The organism is Bradyrhizobium sp. 137 (assembly GCF_023074095.1).
Classification (GTDB): Bacteria; Pseudomonadota; Alphaproteobacteria; order Rhizobiales; family Xanthobacteraceae; genus Bradyrhizobium.
Window position 1 is genome coordinate 176,531 of record NZ_JADPKU010000067.1, and the last position, 16,295, is coordinate 192,825.

The 16,295-nt window shown below is 62.9% G+C and carries 14 protein-coding genes; 1 reads left to right on the top strand and 13 read right to left on the bottom strand.

Annotation, left to right across the window (positions count from 1 at the left end):
* Nucleotides 1–98: 98 nt before the first annotated feature.
* Genes IVA78_RS21950 through IVA78_RS21960 form a run of 3 tightly spaced genes read right to left on the bottom strand, consistent with a single transcriptional unit; the run spans nucleotide 99 to nucleotide 3,643 of the window.
* On the bottom strand, nucleotides 99–830 hold the full coding sequence (locus IVA78_RS21950) for an ABC transporter ATP-binding protein (RefSeq protein ID WP_247467784.1): 732 nt from the start codon (nucleotides 828–830) through the stop codon (nucleotides 99–101).
* Nucleotides 827–2,596, bottom strand: a complete 1,770-nt coding sequence (locus IVA78_RS21955) for a branched-chain amino acid ABC transporter ATP-binding protein/permease (protein WP_247467787.1) — start codon at nucleotides 2,594–2,596, stop codon at nucleotides 827–829. The genes IVA78_RS21950 and IVA78_RS21955 overlap by 4 nt, the downstream gene beginning before the upstream one ends.
* A gap of 6 nt (nucleotides 2,597–2,602) precedes the next feature.
* On the bottom strand, nucleotides 2,603–3,643 hold the full coding sequence (locus IVA78_RS21960) for a branched-chain amino acid ABC transporter permease (RefSeq protein ID WP_247467790.1): 1,041 nt from the start codon (nucleotides 3,641–3,643) through the stop codon (nucleotides 2,603–2,605).
* Between the two features lie 177 nt (nucleotides 3,644–3,820).
* Between IVA78_RS21960 and IVA78_RS21965 the strand changes: the two genes are divergently transcribed.
* The gene (locus IVA78_RS21965; RefSeq protein ID WP_247277880.1) at nucleotides 3,821–4,342 is read left to right on the top strand and encodes a MarR family transcriptional regulator; all 522 of its coding nucleotides are present in this window, start codon (nucleotides 3,821–3,823) and stop codon (nucleotides 4,340–4,342) included.
* A gap of 282 nt (nucleotides 4,343–4,624) precedes the next feature.
* Here the strand turns inward: IVA78_RS21965 and IVA78_RS21970 are convergent, their stop codons facing one another.
* The 10 genes from IVA78_RS21970 to IVA78_RS22015 form a co-directional block, all read right to left on the bottom strand.
* Nucleotides 4,625–5,908, bottom strand: a complete 1,284-nt coding sequence (locus IVA78_RS21970) for a glycerate kinase (RefSeq protein WP_247467793.1) — start codon at nucleotides 5,906–5,908, stop codon at nucleotides 4,625–4,627.
* Nucleotides 5,909–6,105: 197 nt separating this feature from the next.
* A complete protein-coding gene (locus tag IVA78_RS21975) occupies nucleotides 6,106–7,335 on the bottom strand; it encodes an ABC transporter substrate-binding protein (protein ID WP_247467796.1) in 1,230 nt (409 codons plus the stop codon).
* A gap of 176 nt (nucleotides 7,336–7,511) precedes the next feature.
* On the bottom strand, nucleotides 7,512–8,741 hold the full coding sequence (locus tag IVA78_RS21980) for an ABC transporter substrate-binding protein (RefSeq protein ID WP_247467799.1): 1,230 nt from the start codon (nucleotides 8,739–8,741) through the stop codon (nucleotides 7,512–7,514).
* A gap of 257 nt (nucleotides 8,742–8,998) precedes the next feature.
* A complete protein-coding gene (locus IVA78_RS21985; protein ID WP_247467802.1) occupies nucleotides 8,999–10,225 on the bottom strand; it encodes an ABC transporter substrate-binding protein in 1,227 nt (408 codons plus the stop codon).
* Between the two features lie 122 nt (nucleotides 10,226–10,347).
* Nucleotides 10,348–11,583: an ABC transporter substrate-binding protein gene (locus IVA78_RS21990; protein ID WP_247277875.1), complete on the bottom strand. Its 1,236-nt coding sequence runs from the start codon at nucleotides 11,581–11,583 to the stop codon at nucleotides 10,348–10,350.
* 42 nt (nucleotides 11,584–11,625) lie between these two features.
* Nucleotides 11,626–12,642 carry a branched-chain amino acid ABC transporter permease gene (locus tag IVA78_RS21995; protein WP_247417227.1) on the bottom strand — a complete coding sequence of 339 codons (1,017 nt, stop codon included), beginning with the start codon at nucleotides 12,640–12,642 and terminating at the stop codon, nucleotides 11,626–11,628.
* Nucleotides 12,643–12,644: 2 nt separating this feature from the next.
* Nucleotides 12,645–13,523 (bottom strand): branched-chain amino acid ABC transporter permease, encoded by an 879-nt coding sequence (locus IVA78_RS22000; protein WP_247277873.1) that lies wholly within the window; start codon nucleotides 13,521–13,523, stop codon nucleotides 12,645–12,647.
* A gap of 218 nt (nucleotides 13,524–13,741) precedes the next feature.
* Entirely contained in the window at nucleotides 13,742–14,455 is a 714-nt protein-coding gene (locus IVA78_RS22005) for an ABC transporter ATP-binding protein (protein ID WP_247277872.1), read from the bottom strand.
* Nucleotides 14,452–15,249 (bottom strand): ABC transporter ATP-binding protein, encoded by a 798-nt coding sequence (locus tag IVA78_RS22010; RefSeq protein ID WP_247277871.1) that lies wholly within the window; start codon nucleotides 15,247–15,249, stop codon nucleotides 14,452–14,454. Before IVA78_RS22010 ends, IVA78_RS22005 begins: the two co-directional genes overlap by 4 nt.
* Nucleotides 15,250–15,315: 66 nt before the next feature.
* A complete protein-coding gene (locus IVA78_RS22015; protein WP_247277870.1) occupies nucleotides 15,316–16,182 on the bottom strand; it encodes an IclR family transcriptional regulator in 867 nt (288 codons plus the stop codon).
* Nucleotides 16,183–16,295 lie beyond the last annotated feature (113 nt).

The following is a 16,295-nucleotide window of genomic DNA, read 5'->3' on the forward strand; positions in this document are numbered from 1 at the left end:
CTTGATGTGTCAGCTATGTCTCCGAACACCTGTCAGTGATGTGTCCGGTCTAAACACTTCGCGGGCGATGACAGCAAGTATGCCGAAGCCCCTCGAATCTAGATCGCACTCTCGCCTTCGTGCTGGAAGCCAAGATAGCTGGCGGCGACGCGCTCGTTTGCCGCGATGTCGCTGGCCTTGCCGCTGAGCGCGAACTCGCCGAGCTCCATCACATAAGCCTGGTCCGCGATCTTCAGGGCGGCCTGCGCGTTCTGCTCGACCAGCAGGACGGAGACGCCGCTGGCGCGGAGCTCGGTGACGATGCGGAAAATGTCGGCGACGATGATCGGGGCGAGGCCGAGGCTCGGCTCGTCCAACATCAGGAGCTTCGGCTCGCCCATCAGCGCACGGCCCATCGCGAGCATCTGTTGCTCGCCGCCGGAGAGCGTGCCGGCGAGCTGCTTGCGCCGCTCCTTCAACCGCGGAAATAGGGCGTAGACCCGCTCCATCGAGGCTTTCGCCCTGCGTCGCTCGATGCGGAAGGCGCCCAGCTCGAGATTGTCCTCGACATTCATGGTCACGAACAATTCGCGGTGCTCGGGAACGAGGCCGAGGCCCATCGCGACGCGGTCCTCGATATCGAGCTGCGCCAGATCCTGGCCCGCAAAGGCGACTCGGCCCATGAGCGGCAAAATGCCCATAATGGCCGAGAGCAGCGTGGTCTTGCCGGCGCCGTTGGCGCCGACGATGGTGACGATCTGGTTGGCCCCAACCTCGAGCGAGACCGAGCGCACGGCCTCGACCTTGCCATAGGCGACATGTGCGTCGGTGACGGACAACAGCGCGCTCATGCCGCCACTCCGAGATAGGCCTTGATCACTTCGGGATCGCTCTTGATCGTCGCGGGTGTTCCCTCTGCGATCTTGGTGCCGAAATCAAGCACCACGATGCGGTCGGCGAGGTTCATCACGAAACCCATGTCGTGCTCGACCAGCAGCACGCTCATGCCGCCGTCGCGCAAGTCGCGCAGCAGGGTCGCGAGCCGTTGCTTCTCCATATGGCGCAGGCCGGCGGCGGGCTCGTCGAGCAGCAGCAGCATCGGATCGACGCAGAGCGCGCGGGCGATCTCGACGATGCGCTGCTGTCCCAGCGACAGCGAGCCTGCAAGCTGGTGCATCTGCTCGGCAAGGCCGACACGCTCGATCTGGCGGGCGGCCTCGGCAAGCAGCTTGGCCTCGTCGGCACGGTCGAGCCGCAGCATCGAGGCGATCGGCCCCGAATGGCCGCGCAGATGCGCGCCGATCGCGACGTTCTCCAGCACCGTCATGTCGGGGACGAGCTTGACGTGCTGGAAGGTGCGGGAGATGCCGAGCTTGACGATCTCCTGCGGCGGCGCCTTGTCGACCTTGTTGCCGAGCACCGAGATCGAGCCCGAGGTCGCCGACAGCACGCCGGTGATCAGGTTGAACGTCGTGCTCTTGCCGGCGCCGTTCGGGCCGATCAGCGCGACGATCTCGCGGGCCTGGACGTCGAAGGAGACGTTGTTGACGGCGACTACGCCGCCGAACTGTTTTCTCGCTTTTTCGACCTGGAGCAGAATGCCGGATGGGCCCGCAGCGCGAGCGCGTGATTCGAGCTTCAACGAGGTATCAGGCTTCCCGCCGCTGGTGCGCTCGGGCAGGAACGACATCAACCAGGGCCAGAGGCCGCCGGGCGCGAGCTGCAGCAGCGCCACCAGCATGATGCCGAACACGATGGTCTCGACCTGGCCGGAGCCGGGCAGGATCAGCGGCAGATAGCTTTGCAGCACCTCCTTCAGCACCACGACGATCGCCGCGCCGAGCACGCCGCCCCAGACATAGCCGGCGCCGCCGACGACCGCGATGAAGAGATATTCGATGCCGGCCTGGGCGCCGAACGGCGTCGGGTTCACCGCGCGCTGAAGATGCGCGTAGAGCCAGCCGGAGAGGCCGGCCAGCACCGCGGCATGGATGAACACCAGCAGCTTGGCGCGCGGCGTGTGCACGCCGAAGGCTTCCGCCGCGACATGGCCGCGCCGGAGCGCGCGGATGGCGCGGCCGGTGCGTGAGTCCAAGAGGTTCATCGTCAGCAGGGCCGAGACGATGACGGCGACCCAGATCGCGTAATAGATCGACCCGGGAGAGAGCATTTTGAACGCGCCGATCGACAGCGGTGGGATCGCCGAGATGCCGTCGTTGCGGCCGAGAAACTCCAGCTTGCTGAAGAGGTAGAACAGGCCGAGTCCCCAGGCGAGCGTGCCGAGCGGCAGGTAATGACCGGAGAGGCGGACGGTGATCAGCCCGAGCAGCACCGCGAGCGATCCGCTGACCACGAGCGACAACGGCAGCGTCAGCCAGGGCGACAGGCCGTAGCTCGTCGACAGCACCGCGGTGGTGTAGGCGCCGAAGCCGACGAACGCCGCTTGCCCGAACGAGGTCAGACCGCCGACGCCGGTCAGCAGCACGAGGCCCATCGCGACGAGGGCGGCAAGGCCGATATTGTCGAGCAGCACGATCCAGAACGGCGGCATGCCGGGCACAAACGGGATCGCCGCCATGACAAGCGCGAAGATGAGGATGGGAAGCCGGCTCTGCATCGCGCGTCAGTCCTTCTCTTCCTCGACCGCGGGCGCGGCGAGCGAGCGCAGCAGCAGCACCGGGATCAAGAGCATGAAAACGATCACCTCCTTGTAGTTGGAAGCATAGAAGGACGAGAACGCCTCGACGATGCCGACGACCAGCGCCGCGACGGCCGTTAAGGGATAGCTGACGAGGCCGCCGATGATCGCGGCGACGAAGCCCTTCAGGCCGATCAGGAAGCCGGAGTCGTAGTAGAGCGTCGTGATCGGCACGATCAGGATGCCCGACAGCGCGCCGATGACGGACGCCAGCAGGAAGGCGATCTGCCCTGACAGCGTGGTGCGGATGCCGGCGAGCCGTGCCCCTAACCGGTTGACGGCGGTGGCGCGCAGCGCCTTGCCGTAGAGTGTCAGCCCGAAGAACAGCCAGAGACCGATGATGAAGGCAATGGTGATGGCGTAGACGGTGATGCTCTGGCCGGTGAAGCGCAGCGCGCCCGCGGTGAAGGCGCCGGACAGCACGGCCGGTCCGCGCTGGCCTTCGGCGCCGAAGAACAAAAGGCCCAGCCCCTGGAGCGCGAGGTGCACGCCCACCGCTGCGATCAGCAGCACCAGCACGGAGGTGTGCGCCAGCGGTTGGAAGGCGATCCGGTAGAGATACAGGCCGATCATCGCCACGATCACCAGCGATAGCGCGATGCAGATTGCCACCGGCGGCTTCTGGGCGGTGAAGTAAACGGTCAGCGCCAGCACGATCGCCGGCAGCACGATGTTGGCAACGACGCTGCGCAGGATCAGCCGCCCGTGCAGCGCCTTGCGCGCCACGAACAGATCGAAGACGAAGGCGCCGATGCCCAGCGCCAGCGCGAGTTTTGCCGTGCCCGGCATCTGGCCCGCCGCCAGCGAGGCATAGGTCAGCGCGCCATAGGTGACGAATTCGCCCTGGGGAATGAGGATGACGCGGGTGACGGCGAACACCAGCACCAGCGCCAGGCCGAGCAGCGCATAGATCGCGCCATTAGTGATGCCGTCCTGCACCAGGAACAGCATGATGGTGGTATTCAAGACCGGACGCTCCCCCTAAAGATTACGGACCGGTCCCCCCATTGTGGTGGACGGTCCGCTCACAGCCATTGAAAAACGCTGGCGATATTTGATATGGTCCATAACAATTATCAAATATAATCTCAAGCGTGGCGCGGGCGATCGGGCCGAATTTAGCGGGATTACGAGCAAGAGGCGATGACCGTTTCCAAAACTGCTGAAAAGTCCTCCGAAAAGCCGGCCGACATGGCCAAGGGCCGCAAGGACGCGGCCGAGGCTCAGCCCGAGGCGCTCCAGCTCGGCGAGCTCTCAGAGCAGCTTGGCTACGTCTTGAAGCGGGCACAGCTCAAGGTGTTCGAGAATTTTTTGCGTTGCATGGCCACGCTCCAGCTCACGCCGGCGCAATTCTCGGTGCTGCTGCTGGTCGAGAAGAATCCGGGCCGTAACCAGACCGAGATCGCCTCCACCCTCGGCATTCTCCGGCCGAATTTCGTGGCCATGCTCGACAATCTCGAAAGCCGCGACCTTTGCGCGCGGATCCGCTCCACCAACGACCGCCGCTCGCACATCCTGGTCCTGACCGACAAGGGCAAGGCCGTGCTGACCCGCGCCAAGAAGCTCGTCGCCACCAAGCACGAGGCGCGGCTGAACGACCTGCTCGGGCAGGCCAACCGCGAAACCCTGCTCGCGATGCTCGCGAAGATCGCCAACGAGTTTTGAGGGGCGGCAGGACCGCGTACCGAGCCGTCTCGTGGCAAGCCCAAGCCACATTCTCCGCTGTCATCGCCCGGCTTGCCGTCTTCGCTAACGCTTCGCCGGCCCAACGCCGAAGAGCCCGGCGAAGCTTTAGCGTAGCCGGGACCGGGCGATCCAGTATTCCAGAGCCGGCGTGGCTAAATCGAGAAGCCGCGGCGTACTGGATTGCCCGCCGGAGCTTGTCATCGGGCTCGCCGAAGGCGAGACCCGGTGGCGGGGAATGACAGCGCAGTGTGGAGAGCGACCTCAATCCACCAGGATCACGCGGATATCGTTCACATTGGTCAGCGTCGGGCCGGGCTGTAGCAGATCGCCGGTGGCCTCGAAGAACGTGGTCGCGTCGTTGTTGTCGAGATAGGCCTCTGGCTTAAGCCCCTGCGCCTTCATCTTGGCGAACGTGGCCGCGTCGATCAGCGCGCCGGCGGGGTCGGTGGGATGGCCGGCGCCGCCATCGGCGCCGTCGGTGTCGCCGGCCAGCGCCGAGATGCCAGCCGCGTCCTTCAAGAGGCCCGCGAGCGCCAGCGCGTATTCCTGGTTCGGTCCGCCGCGCCCCTGGCCACGCACGGTCACCGTAAGCTCACCGCCGGAGAGGATCGCGACGCGCCTGCCTTGCGCGCGCGCTTGCAGCGCGAGCTTGGCGTGGTCGGCAGCGACCTCGCGGGCCTCGCCTTCGAGATCGGCGCCGAGGTCGATGGTCTCGTAACCGGACTCGCGCGCCAGCTTCACCGCCGCGTCGAGCGACTGCTTGGGCCGCGCGATCAGCTCGAAATGCGCGCGCGCGAAGGCGGCGTCATCGGGCTTGCAGCTTTCATTGGCGGGATCATCCAGCGCGCGGCGCACGGCGTCGTCGATGTCGAGTTTGTATTTCGCCACGATCGCACGTGCATCTGAAAGCGTGGTCGGATCCGGGACGGTCGGGCCGGAGGCGATCGCGGAAGGGTCGTCGTGCGGCACATCGGAGATCGCCAGCGTGACGATCTCGGCGGCATTTTTGCCGGCGCGCGCCAGCCGGCCGCCCTTGATCCGCGACAGATGTTTCCTGACCGTATTCATCTCACCGATCGGCGCGCCCGAGCGCAGCAGCGCCTTGTTGACCGCCTGCTTCTGCGCGAAGCTGATGCCGTCCACCGGCGCGATCCAGTTCGCCGAGCCGCCGCCGGTGAGTAGCACCAGGAGCAGATCGTCCGGCCCAGCCTCGCCCGCGAGCGCGAGCGTGTCGGCCGCACCCTTGAGGCCAGCCTCGTCAGGCACGGGATGGCCGGCCTCGACCACGCGAATGCGGCGCGTCGGCACGCCATAGCCATGGCGTGTGGTGGCGATGCCGACGAGGCGCTCCGGCGCGAGCTTCAAGGTGTCGAGATAGTGCCGCTCCGCGGCCGCGGCCATGGCGCCTGCGCCCTTGCCGGCGGCGAGGCAGATCACCCGTCCGTTGGGCGCCGGCCGCAGGTGCGGCGCCAGCACGACGTTGGGATGGGCGGCAGCAACGGCAGCGTCGTAGAGTGCGCGGAGCAGGGGACGGCGGTCGGTCATGACGAAGGCCTTGGGCAGGGTCTCGGGCGAAGCGATGGCGGCGATACCGCCGCTCCCCTGCCTACCGCATCGGGCGCCAAAGCGTAAGCGGGCACTGCCATCATTCGATTATGCAATCGCGTGATCATTATCGGCGCGCAAGCAAAAACCCCTGCGCGAGCCGCGCAGGGGGTGTTCTCGTCATCTGTTTCAGAGGGCTAGCCGCCGGCTTCAGCGTTGATCACGTCGCCGAACAGCTCCCAGCGCTCGCCCTTGAAGCGCTGCAGCTGCAGCGAACTGATCGGCGCGAAATCGGTCGGCGAGGTGTTGATCTTGATGCCGGGCAGCAGCACCTCGGTGCGGAAATCCTTCAGGCTGGCCGCCTGTTTCATGACATTCGCGCGCGTCAGCTCGTCACCGCAGTTCTTCAGGACCTGGACCAGCGTCTGCGCAACGCCGTAGCCGACGATGGTGCCGCCGTCGGTCTTGTCGCCTTCGGGGAAGTATTTCGTCATGAAATCAAGAAATGCTTTCATCCCGGCGTCGTTGGCCCATTGCGTGTCTGTGGTGTCCTTCAGATAGGCCGCCGAGATGATACCCTGCGCGTTTTCGAAGCCTGCCGGCTTGATCACGCTTCCGACCGAGGCCGAGACGTTGTTGAGGAAGTGGGTCGGTTTCCAGCCGATCTCGGCGTTCTTCTTGATGGCCTGCGCCGCAAATTTCGGCGTGGTGATGTTGACGAAGACATCGGCGCCCGTCGCCTTCAGCTTGACGATGTGATTGTCAATGGTCGGTTCCGACGTCTCGTAGCTTTCCTCGGCCACGATCATGTTCGCGGCCTTCGAACCAAGCCCGTCCTTCAGGCCCTTGAGATAGTCCTTGCCGTAATCGTCGTTCTGAAACAGAACGGCAATCTTCGCGTTCGGCATCTCCTTCAGGATGTACTTCGCGTAGATCTGCGTCTCGCTCTGGTAATTGGGCTGCCAGCCCATCGTCCAGGGAAAGTTCTGCGGATCGTTCCACTTGGTGGCGCCGGTGGCGACGAACAGCTGTGGCACCTTCTTCGAGTTCATGTATTTCTGGATCGCCGAGTTCGGCGGCGTGCCGAGCGAGTTGAAGATGAGCAACACCTCGTCGCTCTCGACCAGCTTGCGCGCCTGCTCCACCGTCTTTGGCGGCGAGTAGGCGTCGTCATAGCTGATGAAATTGATCTTGCGGCCGTTGATGCCGCCCTCGTCATTGATCTTCTTGAAATAGGCGGCTTCGGTCCGCCCGATGATGCCATAGGCGGAGGCCGGTCCGCTGTAGGGCATGATGTTGCCGATCTTGATCTCGGTGTCGGTCGCGCCGGTATCGTATTTTTTCTGGGCCGATGCAGTGGAGGCGGAGGTCGCAATGAGCGCGAGCGCCAATGACGCGGCCGCAAATTTGCCGGTGACAGCGGGCATTCCTATCTCCCTATTTTCTTGGTGTGCGCGTCCTTCTTCTTGGCTTGATTGTTTTGGTGACGCTGCCGCAATTCAATACGATTTGTCGGAGAGCTTCAAGGAAAAGCCCCTGCGGCAAGGCCGCAGAGGCTTCGTCTTTAGTCGATCGGGGTTACATCTTTAGCGACTGGTTAAGGTTAGCCGCCGACGTCGCCGCTCAGGATCTCGCCAAATCGCTCCCAATGCTCGCCTTTGAAGCGGATCAGTTGCAGCTGCGAGAGGGGTGCGAAATCGGTGGGCGAGGTGTTGACCTTGATGCCCGGCAATAGGCCGCCAGGCTCATAGTCCTTGATGCTGGCGGCCTGCTTCATGACGTTCTCGCGGGTCAGATTGTCACCGCAGGCCTTGAGCACGTGAACGAGCCCCTGGCTCACGATGTAGGCATACATGACTGAAGCGTCGGCGCGGTTCGCTTCCGGATAGTACTTATCCAGGAACTCGTTCCAGGCGATCATCGCCGGGTCGCTCTTCCATTGCGCGTCGGTCGGGTCCTTAAAATATTGCGACGAGATGATGTCCTGCGCGTTCTCGAAGCCGGCCGGCTTGATCACGCTGCCGATCGAGCCCGAGACGTTGTTGAGGAAATGTAGCGGCTTCCAGCCGAGCTCGGCGTTTTTCTTGATCGCCTGCGCCGCGAATTTCGGCGTGGTGATGTTCATGAACACGTCGGCGCCCGAGGCTTTCAGTCTCACGATGTGCGAGTCGATGGTCGGCTCGGAAATCTCATAGCTGTCCTCGATGACGATCATCGAAGCCGCCTTGGCGCCCAGCCCGTCCTTGAAGCCCTTCAAATAGTCCTTGCCGTAGTCGTCGTTCTGATAGAGCACCGCGATCTTGGCGTCCGGTTTGTTCTTCAGGATGTATTTGGCGTAGATGATGGTCTCGCTCTGGTAGTTCGGCTGCCAGCCCATCGTCCAGGGAAAGTTCTGCGGATCGTTCCACTTGGTGGCGCCGGTGGCGACAAAGAGTTGAGGCACCTTCTTCTGGTTCATGTATTTCTGGATCGCCGAGTTCGGCGGCGTGCCGAGCGAGTTGAAGATGAGCAGCACCTCGTCGCTCTCGACCAGCTTGCGCGCCTGCTCCACCGTCTTCGGCGGCGAGTAGCCGTCGTCATAGGTGATGAAGTTGATCTTGCGGCCGTTGATGCCGCCTTCGGCGTTGATCTTGCGAAAAAAAGCTTCCTCCGTCTTGCCAATCACGCCGTAGGCGGAGGCCGGTCCGCTGTAGGGCATGATGTTGCCGATCTTGATTTCGGTGTCGGATGCACCGGTGTCGTATTTCTTCTGCGCGGACGCTGTCGTGGACAGGGTTGCAGCCAGCACGAGGGCAGCCGAGAAGGCCCCCAATCGCACATGCATTGCAGGCATCTTGATCTCCCTAGGTAGGTTTGAATGTGCCGTGTTCTTGATTGGAAGCGATCGTTGCGCGTCGCTTCGGCACACATTGAATACCCTTCCCGGGCGGCCAGCAAGGAGAACGCCCCGCCGGAGCTGTCGCAGCGGGGAGCTCTTTTTTTGAGGGGATGCGAAATATTCCGGCGCGCGAGATGGGATGCGCCGTCAATCAGCTGCGCACAGGTTGTTTTGGAAAGCACAGGCTATTTTGAATTGCCGCGCTACAGCGCTCAGTGTCCGATCTCGCTGGAGAGGATATCGCCGAACAGCTCCCACTTCTTGCCCTTGAAGCGCATCATCTGGAGCTGCTCGATCGGGGCGAAATCGTCCGGCGCGGTGTTGATCTTGATGCCAGGCAACAGCGTATCGGGTTCGAAATCCTTCAGGCTTGCGGCCTGCTTCATGACGTTCTCGCGGGTGAGATCGTCGCCGCACATTTGCAGCACCTTCACCATGGTGTGCGCGGCGGCATAGCCGAACACCACGCCGGCATCCAGCTTGTTGGCCTTGGGGTTGTACTGGGCGAGGAAGTTGTAGAACTTCTTCATGCCGTCATCGGCGTTCCATTGCGGGTCGGAGCCGTCCTTGGTGTAGCTCGCCGACAGGACGCCTTGCGAGATCTCGAGGCCTGCCGGCTCCAGCACGCCGCCGACCGAGGCCGAAACGTTGGAGATGATCTGCATTGGATGCCAATTGATCTCCGCCGCCTTCTTGATCCCCTGCGCGGCGAATTTCGGGCTGGTGATGCTGATGAAGATGTCGGCGCCGGCAGCCTTCAGTTTCACGACGTGCTCGTCGACCGTCGGCTCCGACGTGTCATAGGCCTCTTCCAGCACGATCATCGAGGCCTTGCTGCCGAGCCCTTCCTTCAGCCCCTTCAGATAGTCCTTGCCGAAATCGTCGTTCTGATAGAGCAGGCCTATCTTTCCGTCCGGCTTCTCTTTCATGATGTACTTGGCGTAGATCCGCGCTTCGCTCGTGTAGCTCGGCTGCCAGCCCATGGTCCATGGATATTGCTTGGGATCGTTCCACTTCGAGGCGCCGCTCGCCACGAACAATTGCGGCACCTTTTTCTCGTTCATGTATTTGCGGATTGCACTGTTGGTGGAGGTACCGAGCGAGCCGAAGATCAGCAGCACGCCGTCGTTCTCGACCAGCTTGCGCGCCTGCTCCACCGTCTTCGGCGGCGAATAGGCGTCGTCATAGGAGATGAACTTGATCTTGCGGCCCTTGATGCCACCCTCGGCATTGATCTTGTTGAAATAGGCCTCCTCGGTCTTGCCGATTGCGGCATAGGCGGAGGCGGGGCCGCTATAGGGCATGATGTTGCCGATCTTGATCTCGGTGTCGGACGCGCCGGTGTCGTATTTCTTTTGCGCCAGCGCCTCGCTGCTCATTGCAGTGCACAATGCGAGCGCGGCCGACAGGGCCGCAACCTGAAAACGAACGGCGGTCATGGTTCTCCCACCCCGAGCTGGATCGGCGCCGCATTGAACAAGATTGGCGTCTTCCGTCAACAAAAAGCCCCCGCGATCGTTCGCGGGGGCTCTCTTCAGGGCTCGGCTATCGCGTCAGCGTGTCACTCGGAGGCGACGTCGCCGCTGATGATCTCGCCGAACAGTTCCCACTTCTCACCCTTGAACCGCTGCATCTGAAGCTGCGAAATCGGGGCGAAGTCGGTAGCGCTGGTATTGATCTTGACACCGGGCAGCAGCGTGTCCGGAGCAAAGTCCTTCAACGATGCCGCCTGCTTCATGATGTTGGCGCGGGTCAGATCGTCGCCGCACATTTCCAGCACCTTGGCCAGTGTCGACGCTGCGCCATAGCCATAGACCATGCTGGTGTCCGACTTGTCGGCGCCCGGCATGTACTTGTCGACGAACTCGTTCCACTTCTTCATGCCGGGATCGTTGGCCCACTGCGGATCGGTCGAATCCTTGGCATAGGCGGCAGACAGCACGCCCTGGGCATTCTCGAAGCCGGCCGGCTTCATCACGCTGCCGACCGAGATCGACACGTTGGTGAGGATCTGGAGCGGCTTCCAGCTGAGCTCGGCGGTCTTCTTGATGGTCTGGGCTGCGAACTTCGGCGTGGTGTAGATCAGCAGCACGTCGGGATTGGCGGCCTTGATCTTGACGATATGGCCGTCGATCGACGGCTCGGAGACCTCGTAGCTCTCTTCCATGATGATCATGGACGAGGCCTTGGCGCCGAGTCCGTCCTTGGTGCCCTTGAGGTAGTCTTTGCCGAAATCGTCGTTCTGGTACAGGATCGCGACCTTGGCGTCCGGCTTCTCCTTCATCAGCCATTTCGCGTAGATCTGCGCTTCGCTCTGGTAGGAGGGCTGCCAGCCCATGGTCCAGGGGAAGTTCTTCGGATCGTTCCACTTGGTGGCGCCGGTTGCGACGAACAGTTGCGGGATCTTCTTGGCGTTGAGATATTTCTGGATCGCCGTGTTCGAGGGCGTGCCGAGCGGATTGAAAACCACCAGCACCTCGTCGCTCTCGACCAGCTTGCGCACCTGCTCGACAGCCTTCGGCGGCGAATAGCCGTCGTCATAGGTGACGAAGTTGATCTTGCGGCCGTTGATGCCGCCCTTGTCGTTGATCATCCTGAAATAGGCTTCTTCGGTCTTGCCGATGATGCCATAGGCCGACGCCGGACCGCTGTACGGCATAATATTGCCGATCTTGATCTCGGTATCGGACGCGCCGGTGTCGTATTTCTTTTGGGCGAGTGCAGCGCCGGAGGTGAGGGCAATGGCCGCCGTTGCCGTGACCAGCGCGGCGGCTCGCAGTGTTCTTCCAAAATGCAATTCGTTCTCCTTGGTTAAAACGACAGGCTTGACGAGAGGGATTCAGTTCTTTCTGAGCTTGCCGGCGAGTTGCTGGCCCAGAATCGCGACCTGCCTTGCGCCATGCGGCACGAGGTAGATGACGAGGAACAGGAGCACGCCGAATACCGCACCTGAGAGGCCCTTGGAGATGCCCTCCGCGATGTTCGGCACGAAGATGATGAAGGCCGCGCCGACGATCGAGCCGGGCAGCCAGCCGACGCCGCCGACGACCATGCCGAGGAACAGCGAGATCGCGAGCGTGATGGTGTAGCTGTCGGGCGCCACGAACTGCACGGCGATGGCGCCGAGTGAGCCGGCGATACCGGTGATGGCCGCGGAGACGCCAAAGGCCAGCGTTTTGTAGAGCGCGACGTCCACGCCCATGGCGGAGGCCGCGATCTCGTTGTCGCGGATCGCCATGAAGGCGCGGCCCGAGCGGGAGCGCAAGAGGTTCACCGCGAAGATGTAGATCGCGATCGTGACCACGAGCGTGAAGTAGTACAGCCACATGTCCTGCGACATCGGCAGGCCGAACGGCGCGTCCGGCTTGGTGACGACGAGGCCCTGCACGCCGCCGGTCCAGTGCTCGAGGAAGTTCAGCTTCAGAAGCTGCGGCATCGCGGTGGCGAGCGCGAAGGTTGCGAGCGCGAGATAGACCCCGGAAAGCCGCAGCGCCGGCTGCCCGAACAGGAAGCCGAAGGCGAAGCAGACCACGCCGGCAATCGGCAAGGTCAGCGCATAATTGACGTTGAAGTGCTCCATCAGCACTGCGGTCGTGTAGGCGCCGACGGCGTAGAACGCGCTCTGGCCGAGCGAGAACTGGCCCGAGCCGCCGGTCAGGATGTTCAGTGCCAGCACCGCAAGTCCGTAGATCAGGAGCATCGTCATCTGGAAGATGATGAAGTTCTTGACGAAGACGGGCGCGATGAGCAACGCCGCGAGCACCACCAGCGAGGTGCCGGTGCCCAGCGTCATGGCCCGTTTCGGAACGGCCTCGACGGCAGGGGCTTCCGTTACGACATCTTCAACTGCGCTCATGATCAAACTCGCTTGACGATGTGCCGGCCGAACAGGCCAGCGGGTTTGACGACCAGGACGGAGATGATCAGCGCGAGCGCGATCGGAAGCTTTAGCTCGTTGCCGACGCCGGGAATGTAGGTGCCGGCGAGATTCTCGAAGACACCGACCAGGAAGCCGCCGACAACGGCGCCGAACGGGCTGGTCAGCCCGCCGAGCACCGCCGCGGCGAAGCCGTAGATCAGCACGCCGCCCATCATGTTGGGCTCCAGGAACACGACCGGGGCGATCAGCATGCCGGCGATCGAGCCGATCGCCGAGGCCATGCCCCAGCCCAGTGCGATCATCCAGGAGGTGTTGATGCCGACGAGGCGTGCCGATTCAGGCACCGAGGCGGCAGCGCGCATGGCAAGGCCGATCCGCGTGTACTGGAAGAAGAAATAGAGCCCGAGCAGCAGCAGCACGGTGACGCCGATCATGCCGGCCTGGTGGGTCGAGATCAGCTGGCTGCCGAGGAACGGGGCGGAGCCGAACGGGGTCGGGTACTGCTTGATCGTGAAGTCCCAAATCAGGCCGGCCGAGGAGTTGATGATCGCGAACAGCGCGATGAAACCGGCGACGTTGGTTAGCACCGGCGCCTTCGCCAGAGGCTTGAACAGGATGCGTTCGATCGCGATGCCGCCGATGAACGAGAAGATCAGCGTGATCAGAAAGGCACCCCAATAGGGCACGCCCCATTGCATCAGTTGCCAGGAGATGAACGTCGAGAACATCGCCATCTCGCCTTGCGCGAAGTTGAGATGGTCGATGGCCTGGTAGATCATGACAACGGCCAGCGCCATGCAGGCATAGATGGCACCGGTGGCGATGCCGGCCAGGACCTGGTTGGTAAAAAGCTCCATCGTCCCGGCTCCTTAAAGCTTGCTCAATTTGGATTGAGATGCGGCGGCATCAAAGCTCCACCTCTCCCGTTGGGAGAGGTCGCGCCGTAGGCGCGGGTGAGGGGTTAAGGTCTTTCGGTGGAGCTGCGCCCCCTCATCCGGATTGCTTCGCAATCCGACCTCTCTCCGTTGGGGAGAGGTGTACCCAGAGCGATACATTGTTGCCATCATCCGCTCCCTCAGTAACCCAGATAGGATTTGCGGATTTCTTCGTTGTTCGCGATGTCTTTCGCTTTGCCCGACATCACGATGCGGCCGGTCTCGATCACATAGGCCTGGTCGGCGAGTTCGAGCGCGAGCTGGGCGTTCTGCTCGACCACCAGGATCGACACTTTGTCCTCGCGGTTGATCTTGCCGAGGATGCCGAACAAATCGCGCACCACCAGCGGCGCGAGACCGAAGGAGGGCTCGTCCAGCAGCATCAGCCGCGGCCGCAGCATCAGCGCGCGGGCGACCGCGAGCATCTGCTGTTCGCCGCCGGAGAGTGTGCCGGCCTGCTGGGTGTGCCGCTGCTTCAGCACCGGGAAATGCGCGTACATGCGCTCGATGTCGGAGACGATGCCGGCGCTGTCCTTGCGGGTGATGGCGCCGAGCTGGAGGTTCTCCTCCACCGTCATGTTGGTGAAGGTGCCGCGGCCCTGCGGCACATGGGCAATGCCGAACCGCACGATGCTCTCGGTGGAGCGGTTGTTCAGCGGCTTGCCGTCGAACTCGATGCCGCCGGTCGAGCGCACCATGTTGCAGATCGCGCGCAGCGTCGTGGTCTTGCCGGCGCCGTTGGCCCCTAACAGCGTCACGAGCGAGCCTTCGTTCAGCGAGAAGGACAGGCCATGGAGCGCCTGGACCTGGCCGTAATAGGCACGCAGGTCCTTGACGTTGAGCAGCGTCGTCATTGGTCCTTGCTCCCGAGATAGGCCTTGATGACGTCGGGGTCCGCCTGCACCTGGGCGGGCGTGCCTTCCGCGAGCTTCTTGCCGAAATTGAGCGCGACGACGTGGTCGGCGATCGACATGACGAGACCCATGTGGTGCTCGACCAGGAGCACGGTCATGTGGCGATCGTCGCGGATGCGGCGGATGAGGTCGCCGAGCACATGGACTTCCTCGTGATTGAGGCCGCCGGCGGGCTCGTCGAGCAGCAGGATCTTCGGGTCCGCCGCCAGCGCGCGCGCCAGCTCGACGCGCTTCTGCGTGCCGAAGGGCAGGCCGGAAACCACGGTGTGGGCAACGTCCTCAAGATCGAGATAAGCGAGGATTTCGTGCACCTTGTTGTTGACGCTGGTCTCGCTGCGCCGGACCCAGGCCAATCTCAGGGAGTCGCTGATGATGTCGCTGGAGGTCTTTGAATGGGCGCCGACACGGACATTGTCCATCACCGAAAGGTTCGGAAACAGCGCCACGTTCTGGAAGGTGCGGCCAATGCCGATCTCGGCGATCCGGTGCGGCGGCCGCGACAGGATGCTGACGCCTTCCATCAGGATGTCGCCGGACGACGGCTGGTAGAGCCGCGACAGGCAGTTGAAGAGCGTGGTCTTGCCGGCGCCGTTCGGGCCGATCAATCCGAGGATCTGCCCCTTGTGCATGTCGAAGGACACGCCGTTGAGCGCGATGATGCCGCCGAACACGACGCTGACGTCGCGAACCGCGAGCAGGGGCGATGTCCCCTGCGCGAGCTGTGCCTGCGTCATCTCGTCTCGCCCACACCAATCAGTGGGCGAAGGGGCGATGCGAACCGCTCCCGGTGATGACAAAGGCTATCTGAATCCCTCGGCCACACGCGCAACTTTTCCTCCTGATTTCAGCTTTTTGCTGACGTCTTTTTTTGAATGCGGCATCAGACCCCCGAGTGCCGCTTCGATGTTCCTTACCATCGCAAGCAGACGCGGTCCAATGTCGTTGATCAAACGCTCTTCCGTGAAACGGAATGCGGGCGCGCCGCAATTGAATGCGTAGGGTCCGGTTCCGTCGTTGAGCTTGAGCGCGACGCCGGCAGCGCCGATGTCGTCGTGCCAGTCGCCGACGGAAATCGCAAAGCCATATTTCGCCACGGTCTCGCCGGAGCGTTCCAACCCGTCGCGCATCTTCGGCCAGCGGCTGCCGTAATGCTCGCGCAGCAGACGCGACAGTTCTGCGCGATCGTCGGCATCGAGTGCCCAGAAATAGGCGCGACCCATCGCGCTGGTTGCAATCGGCACGCGGGAGCCGACGTCAAGTTGAACGCCGACGGTCTCGCTGCCCCGGCTCTGCCCGAAATAGATCATGCTGTGGCGGTCGCGGCCGCCGACGGCAACCGCGCCGCCGGTCGCGCGCATCACTTCCTCGCGGAACGGTTCGGACAAATGCCGAACACCGAGATTGGCGAGCGCCGCATAGCCAAGCGACATCGCGGCCGGCGTGAGTTGGTACTTCTCGAAGCGGGGAACCGGCGCAAGATAACCGAGCTTCGTCAACGTGTAGGTCAGGCGTGACACGGTCGGCTTCGGCAGATTTGTCCGCGCCGCGATCTCCTGATTGCCGAGAAGGCCGTCATTGGGTTCGAATGCGCGCAATACGTCCAGTCCGCGGGAAAGCGCGACGACGAAATTCCGGTCGGTCGCAGTCTTCTTTCCTGTACGCTTCATCCCTGATCTGCTTCTTGCGCGGAGTCGTTGACAACGTCCGTGCTTCAAAATAACCCTGCCGTCAAGATGCGGAATTAAATTCCGCAGCGCGAAATCGAACAAAAAGTTAATCC

What these genes read in the sequence shown, in the direction of transcription:
- IVA78_RS21965 (WP_247277880.1), top strand. Translation starts at nt 3,821, where the DNA reads ATGACCGTTTCCAAAACTGCTGAAAAGTCCTCCGAAAAGCCGGCCGAC.
- IVA78_RS22015 (WP_247277870.1), bottom strand. Translation starts at nt 16,182, where the DNA reads ATGAAGCGTACAGGAAAGAAGACTGCGACCGACCGGAATTTCGTCGTC.
- IVA78_RS21970 (WP_247467793.1), bottom strand. Translation starts at nt 5,908, where the DNA reads ATGACCGACCGCCGTCCCCTGCTCCGCGCACTCTACGACGCTGCCGTT.
- IVA78_RS21950 (WP_247467784.1), bottom strand. Translation starts at nt 830, where the DNA reads ATGAGCGCGCTGTTGTCCGTCACCGACGCACATGTCGCCTATGGCAAG.
- IVA78_RS22010 (WP_247277871.1), bottom strand. Translation starts at nt 15,249, where the DNA reads ATGACGCAGGCACAGCTCGCGCAGGGGACATCGCCCCTGCTCGCGGTT.
- IVA78_RS21980 (WP_247467799.1), bottom strand. Translation starts at nt 8,741, where the DNA reads ATGCCTGCAATGCATGTGCGATTGGGGGCCTTCTCGGCTGCCCTCGTG.
- IVA78_RS21975 (WP_247467796.1), bottom strand. Translation starts at nt 7,335, where the DNA reads ATGCCCGCTGTCACCGGCAAATTTGCGGCCGCGTCATTGGCGCTCGCG.
- IVA78_RS22000 (WP_247277873.1), bottom strand. Translation starts at nt 13,523, where the DNA reads ATGGAGCTTTTTACCAACCAGGTCCTGGCCGGCATCGCCACCGGTGCC.
- IVA78_RS22005 (WP_247277872.1), bottom strand. Translation starts at nt 14,455, where the DNA reads ATGACGACGCTGCTCAACGTCAAGGACCTGCGTGCCTATTACGGCCAG.
- IVA78_RS21955 (WP_247467787.1), bottom strand. Translation starts at nt 2,596, where the DNA reads ATGCAGAGCCGGCTTCCCATCCTCATCTTCGCGCTTGTCATGGCGGCG.
- IVA78_RS21995 (WP_247417227.1), bottom strand. Translation starts at nt 12,642, where the DNA reads ATGAGCGCAGTTGAAGATGTCGTAACGGAAGCCCCTGCCGTCGAGGCC.
- IVA78_RS21985 (WP_247467802.1), bottom strand. Translation starts at nt 10,225, where the DNA reads ATGACCGCCGTTCGTTTTCAGGTTGCGGCCCTGTCGGCCGCGCTCGCA.